Annotated in this window: 15 protein-coding genes; 3 read left to right on the top strand and 12 right to left on the bottom strand. The window is 65.0% G+C overall.

Annotated features, from left to right (window positions below; genetic code table 11):
• The first annotated feature begins 12 nt into the window (after positions 1-12).
• The gene (locus HCR84_RS11525; protein ID WP_166980872.1) at positions 13-426 is read left to right on the top strand and encodes a hypothetical protein; all 414 of its coding nucleotides are present in this window, start codon (positions 13-15) and stop codon (positions 424-426) included.
• A gap of 54 nt (positions 427-480) precedes the next feature.
• Here the strand turns inward: HCR84_RS11525 and HCR84_RS11530 are convergent, their stop codons facing one another.
• The 4 genes from HCR84_RS11530 to HCR84_RS11545 form a co-directional block, all read right to left on the bottom strand.
• The gene (locus HCR84_RS11530; protein ID WP_235940663.1) at positions 481-1,758 is read right to left on the bottom strand and encodes a sugar ABC transporter permease; all 1,278 of its coding nucleotides are present in this window, start codon (positions 1,756-1,758) and stop codon (positions 481-483) included.
• Positions 1,751-2,572: an ATP-binding cassette domain-containing protein gene (locus tag HCR84_RS11535; protein WP_166981997.1), complete on the bottom strand. Its 822-nt coding sequence runs from the start codon at positions 2,570-2,572 to the stop codon at positions 1,751-1,753. Before HCR84_RS11535 ends, HCR84_RS11530 begins: the two co-directional genes overlap by 8 nt.
• 89 nt (positions 2,573-2,661) lie before the next feature.
• The gene (locus HCR84_RS11540; protein ID WP_166980870.1) at positions 2,662-3,765 is read right to left on the bottom strand and encodes an ABC transporter substrate-binding protein; all 1,104 of its coding nucleotides are present in this window, start codon (positions 3,763-3,765) and stop codon (positions 2,662-2,664) included.
• 91 nt (positions 3,766-3,856) lie between these two features.
• Entirely contained in the window at positions 3,857-4,969 is a 1,113-nt protein-coding gene (locus HCR84_RS11545) for an ROK family transcriptional regulator (protein ID WP_235940664.1), read from the bottom strand.
• 146 nt (positions 4,970-5,115) lie between these two features.
• On the opposite strand from HCR84_RS11545, the gene HCR84_RS11550 reads away from it, so the two are divergent.
• Positions 5,116-5,508, top strand: a complete 393-nt coding sequence (locus tag HCR84_RS11550; RefSeq protein WP_166980866.1) for a DoxX-related protein — start codon at positions 5,116-5,118, stop codon at positions 5,506-5,508.
• Here HCR84_RS11550 and HCR84_RS11555 read toward each other — a convergent pair.
• The 8 genes from HCR84_RS11555 to HCR84_RS11590 form a co-directional block, all read right to left on the bottom strand.
• The gene (locus HCR84_RS11555; protein WP_166980864.1) at positions 5,477-6,514 is read right to left on the bottom strand and encodes a methyltransferase; all 1,038 of its coding nucleotides are present in this window, start codon (positions 6,512-6,514) and stop codon (positions 5,477-5,479) included. The two genes, HCR84_RS11550 and HCR84_RS11555, sit on opposite strands and share 32 nt — an antisense overlap.
• Positions 6,515-6,523: 9 nt before the next feature.
• Complete coding sequence (allB, locus tag HCR84_RS11560) at positions 6,524-7,903, bottom strand: allantoinase AllB (RefSeq protein WP_166981994.1); 1,380 nt, start codon at positions 7,901-7,903, stop codon at positions 6,524-6,526.
• An 11-nt stretch (positions 7,904-7,914) separates the two neighbouring features.
• Entirely contained in the window at positions 7,915-9,045 is a 1,131-nt protein-coding gene (locus tag HCR84_RS11565; RefSeq protein WP_166980862.1) for a glycerate kinase, read from the bottom strand.
• A gap of 8 nt (positions 9,046-9,053) precedes the next feature.
• Complete coding sequence (gene gcl / locus HCR84_RS11570; RefSeq protein WP_166980860.1) at positions 9,054-10,832, bottom strand: glyoxylate carboligase; 1,779 nt, start codon at positions 10,830-10,832, stop codon at positions 9,054-9,056.
• A gap of 22 nt (positions 10,833-10,854) precedes the next feature.
• Positions 10,855-11,880 carry a 2-hydroxy-3-oxopropionate reductase gene (locus HCR84_RS11575; protein WP_166980858.1) on the bottom strand — a complete coding sequence of 342 codons (1,026 nt, stop codon included), beginning with the start codon at positions 11,878-11,880 and terminating at the stop codon, positions 10,855-10,857.
• The gene (locus HCR84_RS11580; RefSeq protein ID WP_166980857.1) at positions 11,766-12,557 is read right to left on the bottom strand and encodes a hydroxypyruvate isomerase family protein; all 792 of its coding nucleotides are present in this window, start codon (positions 12,555-12,557) and stop codon (positions 11,766-11,768) included. Before HCR84_RS11580 ends, HCR84_RS11575 begins: the two co-directional genes overlap by 115 nt.
• Positions 12,558-12,884: 327 nt before the next feature.
• Positions 12,885-13,250 carry a hypothetical protein gene (locus HCR84_RS11585; RefSeq protein ID WP_166980855.1) on the bottom strand — a complete coding sequence of 122 codons (366 nt, stop codon included), beginning with the start codon at positions 13,248-13,250 and terminating at the stop codon, positions 12,885-12,887.
• A gap of 281 nt (positions 13,251-13,531) precedes the next feature.
• Positions 13,532-14,665 carry a M20 family metallopeptidase gene (locus HCR84_RS11590; protein WP_166980853.1) on the bottom strand — a complete coding sequence of 378 codons (1,134 nt, stop codon included), beginning with the start codon at positions 14,663-14,665 and terminating at the stop codon, positions 13,532-13,534.
• Between the two features lie 309 nt (positions 14,666-14,974).
• Between HCR84_RS11590 and HCR84_RS11595 the strand changes: the two genes are divergently transcribed.
• A complete protein-coding gene (locus HCR84_RS11595) occupies positions 14,975-15,967 on the top strand; it encodes a hypothetical protein (protein WP_166980851.1) in 993 nt (330 codons plus the stop codon).
• Positions 15,968-16,014 lie beyond the last annotated feature (47 nt).

The raw sequence follows: 16,014 nt of genomic DNA on the forward strand, positions 1-16,014 counted from the left end.
GGGGAGTTACAGATGTTTTCGTCATCAATGACCATCACCGCCGGTGTCGTGCTGCTCACGGTGATCGGCATCGCATACGGCGGCACGTTCATGCTGCGCGTCGTCACGGGAAGGCAGGGAGCGAACGATCTGCAGAAATCGTTCTTTCGCGCGGGGCATGCCCACGCGGGAATGCTCGTCACCCTTGGGCTCATTGTCGGGCTCGTCATGAGCGCGGCCGACGTCGGCCCGCTGGGTGACCGCATTGCGGGCGGGGTGCTCTCGACGGCACTCTTGATTCCGGGCGGCTTCTTCTTCTCGGTGATCGGCCGAGACCCCACGAAGCCGAATCGGTGGATTGCGCTGATCTGGCTCGGAGCAGCCCTGCTGACGGTATCGCTGCTTGCCGGCGGCATCCTGTTAATCGTCACAGGCACGGCCGGGTGAGCGACGACGACCGCCATCGCCTCTGCGCGTTCATGCTAACCTGCTCCCCCGCGCCTACGCTTGGCCGTGCGACGCGCGGGCCCTGCGCGAGAGCGCATCGATGATCACGGCGAGCAGCAACACGGCACCCGTGACCATGAAGCGCACCGAAGAGTCGAGGCTGAGCAACGTGAGACCGTTGAAGATCGACTGAATCACGAAGATTCCGAGAAGCGCCGACCACGCGTGTCCTCGACCGCCGAACAGGCTCGTGCCACCGATCACGGCAGCAGCGATTGCCGTCAAGTTCGTGGTGCCGCCACCGCTGGAGATGCTCGCGGCTGTCAGTCGGGCCGCCGCGAGCAGCCCGCCGAGAGTCGCAAGCGTGGTCCCCACCATCAGCGCTGAAATATAGATCGCTTTAACGTTGATTCCCGCACGGCGAGCGGCCTCGACGTTTCCGCCGACGGCGTAGATCCACCGACCCCAGCGGGTCCGGTTCAGAAGAAAGCCGACAAGTGCGCTCAGCGCGATGAACAGGAGGAACGTCACGCCGATGCCGCGGTCGGTCGCCAAGTAGGTGATGGCGACGACGGCCACGAGAAGAATGACCACTGCCTTGATGATCGTGAGAGACAGCGCGACGCTCGAAAGCCCGGCCTTCACACGGCGCTGAGCCTTGCGCACGTCCGAGATGATGATGCCGATGACCGTGAGACCGGTGATGGTGTACGCAACCCATGGCGGAAGGAACGTCGATGTTGCCATTTGGACGATCCACGACGAGAACGGAATGTTGACAGTTCCGGTCGGCCCCAAGATCCACAGCTGGAGTCCGAGGAACCCGAGCAGTCCGGCAAGCGTGATCACAAATGTCGGAACCCCGAACCGGGTGTAAAGGTACCCGTAGAAGAAGCCGATGAGCGCACCGAGAGCCAAGGCCGCGAGCAAGGAGAGCCAGATCGGCCAGTTCATCTGCACGAACGTCACGCCGAGCACTGCCGATGCCACGCCGCTGAGAGAGCCAACGGACAGGTCGATCTGTGCGACGAGAAGCACAACGACGACACCGAGTGCGATGGTCCCGAGAGCTGCGCACTGCAATGTGAGGTTTACCAGGTTGTCTGCCGAGAGAAACTTGGAGTTGAGAAGCTGAAAGACGATCCAGATCAGGATGAGCCCGGCCACGATCGGGAGGGACCCGAGATTTCCCGCGCGTATCCGCTTTCCGAATGCGCGGATCGCGCCGGCGATTCCCTCCTGTCGGATGATTCGCTCGTCCTGCATGTCCATTGCCACGGACGTGGGTTCGGAGTTGTCCGTCGCCTGGGCGGCCGATGTGTGGTCACTCATTGTTAATCGGGTCTTCCTTGCTCGCGTCGGATTCTCTCCCCGTGGTCATCGGGTTGTCTGTTGCCCCCGTAATCGCGGCGATGATCTCTTCATAGCTCACGTCGGAGGTGTAGAACATTCCGTTGTTTCGGCCGAGTCGCAACACAACGACCCGGTCGGCGACTGCCTGCACGTCGGCCATATTGTGGCTGATGAGGATGACCCCGAGTCCGCGTTCTCGCAGTCGTTCGATCAGGTTCAGCGCTTCGGCGGTCTGTGCAACGCCCAGGGCCGCTGTCGGTTCGTCGAGAATGACGACCTGCGGATCACCAATCAGGGAGCGAGCGATGGCGACCGTCTGTCGCTGGCCACCGGAGAGCGAGGCGACGGGCGTGCGCACGGAGGGAATCTTCGCCGAAAGCTGCCGAAGCAGCTCCCACGACTGCTGTTCCATGAGTTCCTCGTTGAGGGTGCCTGCGCTCAGCTCATGCCCGAGGAACAGATTCGCGACGACGTCGAGATTGTCGCAGAGCGCAAGATCTTGAAACACCGTTGCGATTCCGAGTTCGCGGGATGCTGTCGGCGAGGCGATCGCCACGGGCTCGCCGGTGAACGTGATCGACCCCCTGTCGGCTCCATGCACTCCGGCAAGAATCTTCACGAGTGTGGATTTGCCCGCGCCGTTGTCGCCGACGATGGCGACGACCTCTCCAGGAAAGACATCAAGCTCCACATCCGAGAGCGCGCGCACAGCGCCGAACCCCTTCGAGATGTCCCGCATGGATAACACGGGTGTGCGGGCGGGCGCCTGATGTTCGTCTGAATCGGATGCCATTGTCACGACGTCTCCTTGTCGTCTGTGCCGGTCCCGTGGCGGCGTCGACCGACCGGCTCAGTGGCTCGGCCGGCCGACGCCGGTGTCACTTATGTGATGCCGTTCTCTTTGCACGCGGCGGCGTACGCGTCCGTGCAGATCTCGTCCACCGTGTAGAGGCCGTCCTTGATCACTGTTGATTGGACCTCACCGGCCGTCACCGGAACGGGGTCGAGGAGGAACGAGGGAATCTCGTCACCATCCGCGGTCTTCACCGTGGAATCGGCCTTCGGGCTGTCACCGTCAGCAAGGGCGAAGGCCAGTTCAGCGGCCTTATACGCTTCGGGCTTGAACGCCTTGTAGACGGTCATGTACTGATCGCCGGCGAGAATGCGCTGAATTCCTGAGAGCGCCGCGTCTTGGCCGGTCACGGGCGGGAGCGGATCGATTCCCCCTGCTTTCAGGGCTGCGATGGCGCCACCGGCCGTATCGTCATTGGCGTCGTAGACGCCCTTGATCTCGTCGCCAAACTTGGTGACCTGGCCGGCCACCCAGTTCTGCGCCTTCGCTGGCTTCCATCCTGGGGTGTCGTATTCCGCGAGCACCGTCAGGTCGGACTTATCGATGACGTTGTGAGCGCCCTTCTTGAATTGCGCAGCGTTCGGGTCGCGCGGGGAACCGTTCACCATGAGAATTCCGGCATCATCGGGCAGTCCGAGATCCTTCATTCGCTTCACGAGCGCGGTCGCCTGCAGTTCCCCGACCTTCACGTTGTCGAAGGAGATGTAGTACGAAACATCGGGACTGTTGATCATGCGGTCATATGCGATGACCGGAACGTCCTGCTGGATCGACTGGTTGACGATGGCCGCGGCAGCTTTGCCATCGAATGGATCGAGCACAAGAACGTCTGCTCCCTGGGTGAGCATTGATTCGGCTTGCTGTTGTTGCTTTGCCGCATCCGCGTCTGCATTCGCGTACAGAACTTTGCAGTCGGCGCAGAGGTCGGCAATTTTCTCTTCGAAGTACGGTTTGTCTGCACTCGCATAGCGTTCCGTGACGTTGTCCGGGAGCAGCAGGCCGATCGTGGGAGCGGACGAGTCCTCGTCTCCTTCTTGAGACTCTGCGGCATTGGAACATGCCGTGAGGGTTCCTAGGGAGAGAAGGATCGCTGCAGCACTGACCACTGTCTTCGTTGTGGTGGTGATCTTCATCGATTTACCTCCGTCGTGATGACGCTCTTGAGTTTTGCAGGTTTGATTATTGGCGTCAAGACTTGAACTCAAGGAGGCGATTGCATTTACGTCACGACACGTTCGACTGAAGACTCACATTGTCGATCGCGTGGATGACCGCACCTCGGGCTGCAGCGTGGCTGCCTAATTGACCCTGCACGACTTCGGGGGCCGCTTCGGGTCCGACAATGACCGAGCGCTCCATCGCGTGGCGGATCGGCCCGAGGATGAGCTCACCGGATCGGGCGAGTTCACCGCCGATGACGACCCTCTCCGGGTCGAGGAGATTGCAGAGGTTGGCGACGGCCAGCCCGATATGGCGACCCGCATCCGCGAGCACTCGCAACGTGCGAGGGTCGCCCTCCACTGCACGAATCACGATGTCGCCAAGCTTCATCGAGCCGTGCTCCGGTTCAAGCTGGTCGATCAGGGCTGGCCCGCCCGCAATTGCTTCGAGGCACCCGCGGTTGCCGCACCGACACACGGGCCCGCCTTCCCTGATCACTGTGTGCCCGAGCTCGCCCGCAGCGCCGGTATGTCCGCGAAAAAGCCGCCCTCCCAGAATCAGCCCCGAGCCGATCCCGTGGTCAAGGTCAATGAAGACAAGGGTGTCTTTGCCCCGCCCCGCCCCGGTTCTCGCTTCAGCAAGAGCGGCGAGATTTGACGCATTGTCAACGAACACGGGCCGTTTCAGCAGATCCTCCATCACATGGGGAACGTCAACACCGCTCCAACCACTGAGGATGCCGTTACGGGCAACCATCCCCACTGGCTGTCGCAGCGGAGCCGGCAGTGCGATTCCGATTCCCAACAGCTTGTCAACAGAGGAGTTCATCCCCGCGAGCATGTCAGCGAGCAGCAGAGCGGCACGATCGAGCTCATTGTCAGCTCTATGCGCCCTGGCCAACGGCATATGCGTCTCGCTGAGCACTGTGCGATTTGCATCTGAGATGACGACGCGCAGGTGGCGAGCCGAAAAGTGGATGCCGGCGACGATTCCCGCAGCATGAGCAATCGTCACATAGCTGGCTCGCCGCCCACTCCGAGTGCTCGCTCGTGTATCGAGCACTCCAGAGGCAGAAAGCTCCTTGACGATGTTCGAGATCGTCGCGGGCGACAGGCCCGTCGCTCCCGCAAGTTCCACCTGGGTGAGACCGCCGTGTTGTGTGATTGCATCGATCACACGCGAACGGTTGGCTTCACGAAGTGAAGTCTGAGACCCCGGAGTCCGCCGATGCGATGTCACGGGTTATACAATACAGTCGACTCGCGCGGATGCTCTGCACCTCGCCAGAATTATGCTGTGCCGTGCGAGCGTATGGTGTGAAGATGACGTCAGTTACCGCTCCTCGCTCCCGCTCGACAGCGCTGATTCTCACAGCCGTGCTGACGGCGAGCGGCATCGTGCACGCAGTGAAACCTCAGGTGTTCGACCCGGTGGTGCCGAGGTCGCTGCCCGGGTCTGCTCGATTGTGGACGAGGGCATCAGGGTATGCCGAGTGGGGAATCGCCGCGCTGCTTGCCTCTCGTCGCACACAGAGCATTGGTGGTGTTGTCGCGGCCGCATTCTTTGTCGCTGTCTTCCCGGCAAATGTGCGCACAGTTCGCGTCGTGCGCAAGCGGGGAGCTCTCGCCGTCGTGATTGCTGTGCTGCGACTCCCGCTTCAGATTCCGCTCGTGCTCATGAGCGTCAGTGCGGCGCAGGCAAACGGTCGTCGATAGCAGCAGCGACACGCAGCTCAATGCCGACCTGCCCGAGTGGTGTCGAGCGGTAGCCCGTCACAGAGAGGCCTGCCTCCCGCGCGAGAGCCTCGAACTCGGCACGCGTGCGCTCGCGGCCGGCGCAGAGCACAAGCATCCTGAGATCCATCTCTGCATGGTCTGCACCCGAACCGTCGTTTTGCTCAATGATCACGACGACGCCGCCCGGCCCCGCCGCCTCGGCGCACCGCCGCAGAATCGCCACGGCATCCGAATCGGGCCAATCGTGCAGGATGCTGTTCAGCACATACACGTCTCCCGCGGGCGGAAGCGGGTCGAAGAAGCTCTGCCCTGCGATGCGCACGCGGCGTTCGAGGCCCCGCGCGACCAGCAGCTCACGACCTCGTTGCACGGTCTCGGGGAGGTCGACGAGTGTCGCCTGCAGCTGGGGATGCCGCTGCAGCAGCGCCGCTACCAGCGCCCCGGTGCCCCCTCCGACATCGACAACGTGTCGCGCGCGCGACCAGTCCCAGGCAGCGGCGTCGTCGTCGACGTACTCAGCGCCGGCGGCCATCACAGCATCGAACGACGCGGCCATCGTCGGTGTCGCTTCCAGGTACTCCCAGAATGGCGCACCGAACACCTCCTGCCACGCGGGCTCCCCCGTGCGAACCGTGTGCATCAGCCGCGTGAAGGCAAGATCCATCTGCCCGCCAAAACCCGTGAGGTCGAGGCTGACGCGCATGCCAGAGGGATGCTCGGAGTCGAGCAGCGCCGCCGCCGGATTGAGCGCGAAGACGCCAGGGGTCGACTCGACGAACATGCCGCGAAACGTCAGGTGGCGCAGCATCCGCTCGAGTGCGTCGGCATCAGCTCCCGAGCGGCGGGCGAGGTCTGTGGCGGACACAGGCCCGTCGCGCAAGAGGTCGGCCACGCCGAGGGTCGCGGCAACCCGCACGGCCATGGGCGTCACGAGGTCGATCAGCGGGGCGAGGGTCTGCCACGCCGTCTCGTCGGAAGGCTGCATGCTCCGATGCTACGCCTCGCCTCGCCGCAGCAGCAGACCACGCGGCGTCTCGCCGTCGACCTCGACGCCGCGAAGCACCGTGCGCCGCACCGCGCCCGTGAGCGTCTTGCCGGCATAGGGCGAGACGGGGTTCTTGTGGCGCAGCGTGTGAACGTCCACGGTGAACTGCTCATCGGGCGCGAACACCGCGAAATCGGCATCCGCCCCCACCTCGAGGCGCCCCTTGCGCTCGAGCCCGACGAGGGAGGCTGGAGCGGCAGACATCCACGACACGACGCGTTCGAGCGGGATGCCGCGAGCGCGCGCCTCATTCCAGATGAGTGAGATGCCCAACTGCAGCGACGAGACGCCGCCCCACGCCGTGCCGAAGTCGCCTGTGCCCTTGAGCTCTTCCGTGCTCGGCGAGTGGTCTGAGACGATGAGGTCGATCGTGCCGTCGAGCAGGCCCTGCCACAGCAGTTCGCGGTTACCCTCTTCGCGAATCGGCGGGCAGCATTTGAAGGCCGTGGCGCCGTCTGGAACGTCTTCGGCCGAGAGGGCAAGGTAGTGCGGGCAGGTCTCGACGGTGAGTCGCACGCCGTCGGCCTTCGCCTCGGCGATCATCGGCAGCGCATCGCTCGACGACAGATGCAGAATGTGCGCACGGGCTCCCGTGCGGCGGGCGCGCTCGATGACGGCGGCGATTCCGGCGTTCTCGGCGTCGCGGGGACGCGAGGCGAGAAAGCCGGCGTACCCTGGACCGAAGTCGTGCGGCGCCGTCTCGATAGCCTGCGGGTCTTCGGCGTGCACGATGAGCAGCGAGTCGAACGTCGCGAGCTCCCGCATGTCGCGCTCGATCTCGTCGAGAGGCAGCGGCGGAAACTCGTCGACGCCGCTGGGCAGCAGAAAGCATTTGAAGCCGAAGACGCCCTCGTCGTGCAGTGGGCGCAGATCGCCCGTGTTGCCCGGCACCGCACCGCCCCAGAAGCCCACGTCGACATGGGCCTGCGGCCCCGCGACGGCGCGTTTGACGGCAAGCGCGTCGACGTTCACTGTGGGCGGAATGCTGTTGAGCGGCATGTCGATCAGCGTTGTCACGCCGCCCGCCGCCGCGGCGCGCGTTGCCGAGGCAAAGCCCTCCCACTCGGTGCGGCCCGGTTCGTTGACGTGCACGTGCGAGTCGACGAGGCCGGGCAGCAGAATCTCGTCGGCGGCGAGGTCGACGTATCGGTCGGCGGCAAGTCCTGTTCCGGATGCCTCGATCGCGGCGATGCGTCCGTCGGAGACGGCGATCTCGCGCACAGCCTCGCCCGCGACGGTGAGCACTCGCCCGCGGATCACGAGGTCGTAGCGGCCGGATGCTGCGTCGGAGCTTCGTGCGGTGGTCGAATCGTTCGTGTGGTCGGTCACAGAGTCTTGTGTCACAGTGTCACTCCTTGTGTGAGCCGTGCGGCATCCGCGGTGATTGTCGTTCCGATGCGACGCAGCAGGTCGGCGGCGCCAGCCATGCTCTTGCCCACATCGGGTTCGAGATCGGACAGCGCGTAGACGGCGGCGAATCCGGCGTCGCGCAGTGCGGTGTCGCTCAGGGTCGTTCGCCCGCAGACGGCGATGACGGGCACGGATGCTGCCGCAGCAGCGTTCGCCACGCCGATGGGCGCCTTGCCGCCGAGGCTCTGCTCATCGAGGCTGCCTTCTCCCGTGATCACGAGGTCAGCCGCCGTGATGCGGGCAGCGAGACCCGTGAGCGTCTGCACGACAGCGGTTCCGGGTTCACGCCGGGCGCCGAGCACGAGGGCAGCGAATCCGACTCCTCCCGCAGCACCGGCGCCGGGCGCCCCTGCGAGGTCGGCGGCGGCGGGGACGACGGAAGAGAGCACGGTGACGTAGTGCGAGAGGGCGGCGTCGAGGGCGGCGACGTCTGACGCGGTCGCGCCCTTCTGCGGGCCGAACACCTCAGCGGCGCCGCGCGCGCCGACCAGCGGATTGTCGACGTCGGCGGCGAGCACGATCTCGCAGGCGCCAACGCGCGGGTCGAGCCCAGCGATGTCGACGAAGGCGAGGTCGGCGAGCGCCGCACCGCCATCGGGCAGCTCGTTTCCGGCGGCATCCAGCAATCGCACGCCGAGGCCCGCCAGAACTCCCGCTCCCCCGTCGGTGTTCGCGCTGCCTCCGACGCCGATCGTGATGCGGGTGCATCCGGCGTCGAGAGCCGCGCTGATCAGCTCACCTGTACCGCGGCTCGAGGCACGCAGCGGCGCAAGCGTGCCGTCGGGAAGCACATCGAGCCCGCTCGCTGCGGCCATCTCGATCACCGCGTCACGACCGTTCACGGCAAAGCGCGCGTCTACGCTTTCGCCCGTCGGCCCCGCCACCCGGGCGCGGTGTTCTGCGTAGCCGACAGCGATCGCGGCATCCACTGTTCCCTCTCCCCCATCGGCGACGGGAACAGTGTCGACCGTGTGCCCGGAGAGCCCCGACGCGAGTGCGGCGGCGACCTCCGGGCCGGTCAGTGAGCCTTTGAATTTATCGGTGGCGATCAGAATGCGCATGGCACAGATTATGCCTGCAATTCGGTGAGCGCCGTCGGAGCGTCGTCTGCCGCCTCGGCGAGTTCTTCGAATTCGTTGATCGACGCAATGCTCGTTCCCATCGACACGTTCGTCACACGCTCGAGGATCGCCTCGACGATCACGGGCACCTGGTGCTCGTCGGCGAGCGCCTGCGCGTTGCGCAGAGCAGGGGCGAGGTCGTCGGGCTGCTCGACGCGGATCGCCTTGCAGCCGAGGCCCTCAGCCACCTTCACGTGGTCCACGCCGTAGCCGTTCATCTCGGGCGAGTTGATGTTCTCGAACGCGAGCGACACCTGGTAATCCATGTCGAAGCCACGCTGCGACTGGCGGATCAGCCCGAGGTACGAGTTGTTCACGACAACGTGCACGTAAGGCAGCTTGTGCTGCGCGCCGACAGCGAGCTCTTCGATCATGAACTGAAAGTCGTAGTCACCCGAGAGCGCCACAACGTTCTGGCCCGGCTTGCCGCGCACAACGCCGAGAGCGGCGGGAATCGTCCAGCCAAGCGGGCCGGCCTGGCCGGCGTTGATCCAGCGGCGCGGGCCGAACACGTGGAGCATCTGCGCCGCCTGAATCTGCGACAGCCCGATGGTGGAGACATACGTCGTGTCGGGGCCGAACACCGCGTTCATCTCTTCGTACACGCGCTGCGGCTTGAGCGGCACGTTGTCGAAGTGCGTCTTGCGGTGCAGCGTTCCCTTGCGCGCCGTGCACTCGGTCGCCCAGGAGCTGAAGTCGGGAAGCGAACCGGCGGTCGCCCGCTCGCGCGCCGCGGCGATGAGCTCCTGCAGGGCGGCCTTCGCGTCAGAGACCACGCCGTACTCGGGCGCGAAGATGCGGCCCAGCTGCGTCGGCTCGATGTCGATGTGCACGAAGGTGCGCCCGGCACGGTAGGTCTCGAGGTCGCCCGTGTGGCGGTTTGCCCAGCGGTTGCCGATGCCGAGAACGAAGTCGGAGGCGAGGAACGTGGCGTTGCCGTAGCGGTGCTGGGTCTGAATGCCGACCATGCCTGCCATGAGGGGGTGGTCGTCGGGGATCGCACCCCAGCCCATGAGCGTCGGCACGACGGGAACGTCGAGCAATTCCGCCAGCTGCACGAGCTCGTCAGCGGCATCCGCGTTGAAGATTCCGCCTCCGGCGACGATCACCGGATGCTGAGAGGCAGCCAGCATGTCAAGAATCTTGTTCGCCTGCGCACGCGTTGCCTTCGGAGTGGCGACGGGCAGCGGCTCATACGAGTCGATATCGAAGTCAATCTCGGCCATCTGCACATTGATGGGCAGGTCGATGAGCACGGGGCCGGGGCGTCCTGTGCGCATCTCTTGGAACGCGCGCTGGAAGGCGCCGGGAACCTGGGCGGGCTCAAGCACCGTCATGGCGAACTTCGTGACGGGCTTGGCGATCGACTCGATATCGATTGCCTGAAAGTCCTCCTTGTGCAGCACGGCCGTCGGCGCCTGGCCCGTGATGCACAGAATCGGAATCGAGTCGGCGATCGCAGCGTAAAGCCCGGTGATCATGTCGGTTCCGGCGGGGCCGGAGGTGCCGAGGCACACGCCGATGTTGCCGTGCGCCGAGCGGGAGTACCCGTCTGCCATGTGCGAAGCACCTTCGACGTGGCGTGCGAGGGTGTGTCGGATGCCGCCATGGGCGCGCATCGCGGAATAGAACGGGTTGATCGCTGCCCCTGGGAGACCGAATGTCTCGGTCGCGCCTTCCTTTTCGAGGATCAGGGCCGCAGCGTCAACGGTGCGCATTTTTGTCATTGTCTTCTCCGAGACGTCGGGGTTACTTGCGCCCTGACGAGCGCGCAACCTGAGTGAGGAGGCCAGAGTGGTCGAGGCCCCCGTCGCCCTGGGCGACGAGGTTTCCGACCAGCTGGGCCACGGAAGCGCCGAGCGGAATCGAGACGTTCGCCTCGCGTGCCGCGGCGGTGACGATGCCGAGATCCTTGTTGTGAAGGGTGAGCCGGAATCCGGGGTCGAAGTTGCGGTCGAGCATCTTCTGACCCTTCTGGTCGAGCACTTTCGAGCCCGCGAGGCCGCCGCCGAGCACGGTCAGACCGGCTTCGGTGTCGACTCCGTATGCTTCGAGAAACACGACGGCTTCGGCGAGGGCCTGAATGTTGGCGGCGACGATCAGCTGGTTTGCCGCCTTCACCGTCTGGCCCGAGCCGGAGGGGCCAACGTGAACGATGGTTTTGCCGACGGCGTTCAGCACGGCCTGCGCGTCGTCGACGTCTGCCTTCTCGCCGCCGATCATGATCGAGAGAACACCGTCGATGGCACCCTGCTCGCCACCCGAGACGGGGGCGTCAAGGGGGCGGATGCCGGCGGCGCGCGCGTCGTCAGCGAGACGCTTTGCCACGTCAGGACGTATCGTGCTGGCGTCGATCCACAGGGCGCCGCTCTTCGCGTTCGCGAAGACGCCGTCGTCTCCTGTGACGACAGCCTCGACGTCGGGCGAGTCGGGGACCATCGTGATGATCACGTCGGCGTCGCGCACGGCGTCGGCGATGGTCCCGGCGCCGGAACCGCCTCGTGCGACGAGTGCGTCGATCTTCGGCTGGCTGCGGTTGTATCCGGTGACGCTGAACCCCGCGTTCACGAGGTTCGTGGCCATGGGAAGCCCCATGATGCCGAGTCCGATGACTGAAACGTTTGTCATTGTTATCTCTCCTTGAACGGTGTGATGGCGGATCAGGCGCGTGCTGCTGCCTGGTCGCTGAGCCACGCGAAGGGGTTCTGCGCGGTGGTCTTGTACTCGAGGCCGATGGGCCCGTCGTAGCCTCCGGCGCGTGCGTCGTCGATCCATCGGGCCAGCGGCAGATCTCCCGAGCCCGGCTCACCGCGCCCTGGAGCATCCGCGATCTGAATGTGGCCGAAGTGTGCCGCGTGTGCGGCGATCACCGCGTCGACGTCGTCGCCGTTCACCGCAAGGTGGTAGAAGTCAGCGAGCAGCTTGATGTTCGGCTTGCCGACCGCTGCGATCACGTCGAGCGCGTCCTTCGCCGTCTTGAGGGGGTACGCCTCGGTTCCACTCACCGGCTCGAGCAGCACAGTGCCGCCGATCGAGGCGATGGCGTCTGCGGCGAGGGCGAGGTTCTCACGCGCACGCTCATCCTGCGTGGCAGGGTCGACGCCCTCGACGCGGTTGCCGTAGAGGGCGTTGAAGCCGCGGCATCCGAGTCTCTCGCCGATTTCAGCGACGACAGAGATGTTGTCGCGAAATTCGCCGGAGCGCTCGGGCCACGAGACGAGGCCGCGGTCGCCGCCCGGCATGTCGCCTGCGAAGAAGTTGAGGCCGGTCAGCTGCACGCCCGCGTCGCTCACAGCGGTGACGAACGCGTCGATGTCGGCCTGCGCCGGAACGGCGGTCTGGAACGGCCACCAGAACTCGACGGCATCGAAGCCGGCGGCCTTCGCTGCGGCCGGGCGGTCGATGATCGGCAGATCCGTGAGAAGGATCGAGGCGTTGACCGTGTACGTCATGGCGATTCCCATCCAATGTAAGTCGCTGCTGTTCCGTCGATACTTATTTCGCATCTTGGAATTTACTTTCTGCTGAATGAAAGTCTAGGCGGAACTGAGGATCACGTCAACCATGCCGCCCGCCGCCCAACGCGTCTGCCGTCCGCGCACTGCTGCACGCCGCGGCTGCGTCGCGCACCGCTGCAGCACGCGCACCGCCGTCCTGACGCACGCGTGCCACTTTGTGCGGCTCTGAACAGTCAGCCGCACAAAGTGGCACACGTGTTGTGGGGAGGTCGCGTCGCCCCGCGGCATCCGCGTCGCCGCAGATGCCGCCGGGCCGCGGTGCTATGCGGAGTGCGTGAGCAGCAGCACCTCCGTCGCATCGTCCACTTGGACGGATGCCGAGTACTCGACGATTCCCGGGAGCTCTGCTTCGAAAACAGCGATCAAGCTGCCCGCAGAGCCATACCAGCGCGGGTCGATAGCGCAGAACAGCTCAGCTCCGCCGGCCTGCACACGAACTTCAGGAGGGAAACGTCGCAGCGCGGGGTCGACGCGACGAGCGATGACCATGACCGAGACGGCGACGGTTCCGCGTTGGGTGAGGCGGTATCGTCCTGTCGTCTCGCTCAGATCCCAGGCGGGACCATGCGCGAACGTCGCCTGTCGAGGATCCAACGGCTCATCAAGGAGGGAGTAATTGTGCTTCATGAAGGGGGCCTCATGTGTCTTTTGCATCGTCTCGCGAGAACGCCACACATGAGCAGGCTCGGGGTTAGGGAGGTACAGCTACGAGACGATCATTCGGGAGTGAGCCCACTCGAGCGATCCACGCGTTCACGGTGTGTCTTCGAATGCTAATGCTCTTTGACGCTAAAATTTCAAGATTTGGCCAATTCTTGAGGGTTGTTCATTCTCGGGTCTCTTCCCCGCGCAATTCCTTGCGTTAGCTCAACACGAGCGCAGCAGCGTGACCACAGCCCAGCGCCAGCTCAGCGCCGACTCCGCGCAACATCAAGCGCCGTCCATGCGAGAGCTGTCGCACCGTCGCGCAGCGTCTGCTCTGCCACCGGGCCGACGCAGGCGTCGGCAAACCCCGGCTGGTGGTTGCTGAACTCACCGCCAACGCCGATGAACGGGTGAATCGCGTTGACGATCTGCGACACGTTACCCATGTCTGTGGATGCTCGGTTCATGCTCGCGTCCTCCGGTGCCACATCGAAGACGCGGCCGAGCGCCTCGGCGTTCTGCGTGTAGAAGGCGAGCGCTTCGTTGTCAGCGCGCATCTCCGAATACCGTCCGCTCTCGGGTGTGATCGTGAGCTGCGCGCCGGTTGCCAGCGCGCCTGCCTCGAAGCAGCGGCGAACGCGCTCCTCGCTCTCGAGCAGCAGCTCTGTCGTCTCGGCGCGCACATACCAGCGCCCTTCGGTCTTCGCGGGAATGGCATTTGGCGCCTCACCCCCGCGCGTCTGCACCCCGTGCACGCGCACGCCAGCTGGCAGCTGCTGTCGCAGCATCCCAATTGCCGTCTGTGCAATCACGAAGGCGTCGTTCGCGTTGATGCCGCGCTCTGGGTAGGCCCCGGCGTGGGCCGCCAGCCCGCTGTAGGCGATGTGCCAGTGCGCGACGGCGAACGGCTGGGCGTCGGCGAAATCCTCGGGGGCCGGATGCGCCATGAGCGCGAAGTCCAGCTCGGCGAAGGCGCCGCGCTCGATCAACTCGACCTTGCCACCTCCGCCTTCTTCAGCGGGTGTGCCGATCACCTCGACGGTGATGCCTGCTTCGGCCGCTACCTCGGCGAGCCCGAGTGCGCCGCCGACGGACATCGCAGAGATGAGGTTGTGTCCGCAGGCGTGCCCGAGGCCGGGCAGCGCGTCGTATTCCGCGAGAAACCCCACGTGGAATGCGCCGTCACCGAAGACGGCCCGAAACGCGGTATCGAGACCGCGGTATGGATGCTCGACGGCGAAGCCATTCCTGGCGAGCACATCGGCGACGGATGCTGACGAGCGATGCTCCTGCCACGCGGTCTCGGGGTTCTCGTGCAGCCAGTTCGACAGCGCGACGAGCTCGTCGTCCGCCTCCGCGATGCGGCGAGAAATCTGCTGCTTGAGAGCGTCGTCCATGTCGTGCAACTCCATTCGTCGGCGCCACTGCATCGCTGGGGCATTCACCGGGTAAATCATGTGGTCTCTCACCGGGTCACTCCCACCGTACGTGCACTCCCGTCTCCCTGGCGTAGACCGCCCCATAATCGCGGGCCACGTTGTGCGTTTATTCGTCGCAAAATTTCAGCACAATGTGGCACACGACACGTCGGGTCCCCGAAGCCGATGCAGCATGCTGCGGAGGACGATGCGTCGTGCCCGGAAGGGCACACTGACCGCCTGTGGAGAACTTCTGCAGAGAGCGCCGCAATCTTTCACAGTGGAGTCATGTCACGCCCCAGAAGCCCACTGCCCAACGACCTTCCCGATGCATTCAGCACGCGGGATGCTCGTGCGTTGGGCGTGCCGACATGGCGACTGCGCACCGATGAGCTCGTCTCGCCGTTTCGCGGAGTTCGCGTGCATGCGGCATCCATCGTCCCTGACCTGACCTCCGAACGGCATCTTCTTCAGCGCATCGCCCACGTGTATCCGGTGCTTGCCGAGGGCGCGTTTCTCAGTCTGTCTGCCGCCGCGGCGGTCTGGCAGATTCCGCTCCCGCGCCGGCACTACGACTTTCTCGATGTCAGCGTGGTCAATCCCACGCGCCCGACGCGACTCACGGGAGTCACCGCGCATCGCGTCGAACCGGGGCTCGTCAACGTGGTCGAGCACAACGGTTATCGCGTCACCGACCCGGCCTCAACCTGGGCTCAGCTGGCGACACGACTCGAACTCTACGATCTCGTCGCCGCGGGCGATGCCGTCGTGCTCGACAAGCAGCCCGCGGGCCCGTACCACCGCGACGACATGGGCTCACCGCCGCTCGGCACACTTCACGATCTCCACGATGCCGCGAGCCCACGCCGCCCCAAACGCAGCCTCCTGAGGCGGGCTCTTCCGTTGGTGCGTACAAATGCGTGGTCGCGCCCCGAGTCGCATCTGCGTCTCCTGCTCGTCGATGCGGGCCTGCCTGAGCCGGAGCTCAACTACAACATCGGCGACGAGACCGGACACTGGGTGAAATGCGTCGATCTGGCGTACCCCGAGTGGCGCATCGCCATCGAATACCAGAGTGCCTACCACCGCACCGCCGACCAGTACTCGCGCGACGTGTCCGCGCTGGCTGAGCTCGCGCGCCTCGGCTGGTACTGCATCCAGGTCACGAGCGCGCACGTCTTCACCTACCCGCACATGGCAGTGAGCATGGTGACGGATGCTGTCGATGCACAGCAGCAGCGTCCGCTCTTTGCGCGGCTGAAGCCGCAGCTCCCCGCCTAGCCCTCTGTGCTCCCCGCGCCGCCCGCGCCTACCGTCTCCCGCGCTTA

The sequence above is a fragment of the Paramicrobacterium fandaimingii genome, from assembly GCF_011751745.2.
Lineage (GTDB): Bacteria > Actinomycetota > Actinomycetes > Actinomycetales > Microbacteriaceae > Paramicrobacterium > Paramicrobacterium fandaimingii.

Excerpts from the sequence above, each read along its gene's own strand:
- HCR84_RS11525 (WP_166980872.1), top strand. The coding sequence starts at position 13 with ATGTTTTCGTCATCAATGACCATCACCGCCGGTGTCGTGCTGCTCACG.
- HCR84_RS11530 (WP_235940663.1), bottom strand. The coding sequence starts at position 1,758 with ATGAGTGACCACACATCGGCCGCCCAGGCGACGGACAACTCCGAACCC.
- HCR84_RS11535 (WP_166981997.1), bottom strand. The coding sequence starts at position 2,572 with ATGGCATCCGATTCAGACGAACATCAGGCGCCCGCCCGCACACCCGTG.
- HCR84_RS11540 (WP_166980870.1), bottom strand. The coding sequence starts at position 3,765 with ATGAAGATCACCACCACAACGAAGACAGTGGTCAGTGCTGCAGCGATC.
- HCR84_RS11550 (WP_166980866.1), top strand. The coding sequence starts at position 5,116 with ATGACGTCAGTTACCGCTCCTCGCTCCCGCTCGACAGCGCTGATTCTC.
- HCR84_RS11555 (WP_166980864.1), bottom strand. The coding sequence starts at position 6,514 with ATGCAGCCTTCCGACGAGACGGCGTGGCAGACCCTCGCCCCGCTGATC.
- HCR84_RS11565 (WP_166980862.1), bottom strand. The coding sequence starts at position 9,045 with ATGCGCATTCTGATCGCCACCGATAAATTCAAAGGCTCACTGACCGGC.
- gcl (WP_166980860.1), bottom strand. The coding sequence starts at position 10,832 with ATGACAAAAATGCGCACCGTTGACGCTGCGGCCCTGATCCTCGAAAAG.
- HCR84_RS11575 (WP_166980858.1), bottom strand. The coding sequence starts at position 11,880 with ATGGATCGACGACGCACGCGCCGGAGGCTACGACGGGCCCATCGGCCT.
- HCR84_RS11580 (WP_166980857.1), bottom strand. The coding sequence starts at position 12,557 with ATGACGTACACGGTCAACGCCTCGATCCTTCTCACGGATCTGCCGATC.
- HCR84_RS11585 (WP_166980855.1), bottom strand. The coding sequence starts at position 13,250 with ATGAAGCACAATTACTCCCTCCTTGATGAGCCGTTGGATCCTCGACAG.
- HCR84_RS11590 (WP_166980853.1), bottom strand. The coding sequence starts at position 14,665 with ATGGACGACGCTCTCAAGCAGCAGATTTCTCGCCGCATCGCGGAGGCG.
- HCR84_RS11595 (WP_166980851.1), top strand. The coding sequence starts at position 14,975 with ATGTCACGCCCCAGAAGCCCACTGCCCAACGACCTTCCCGATGCATTC.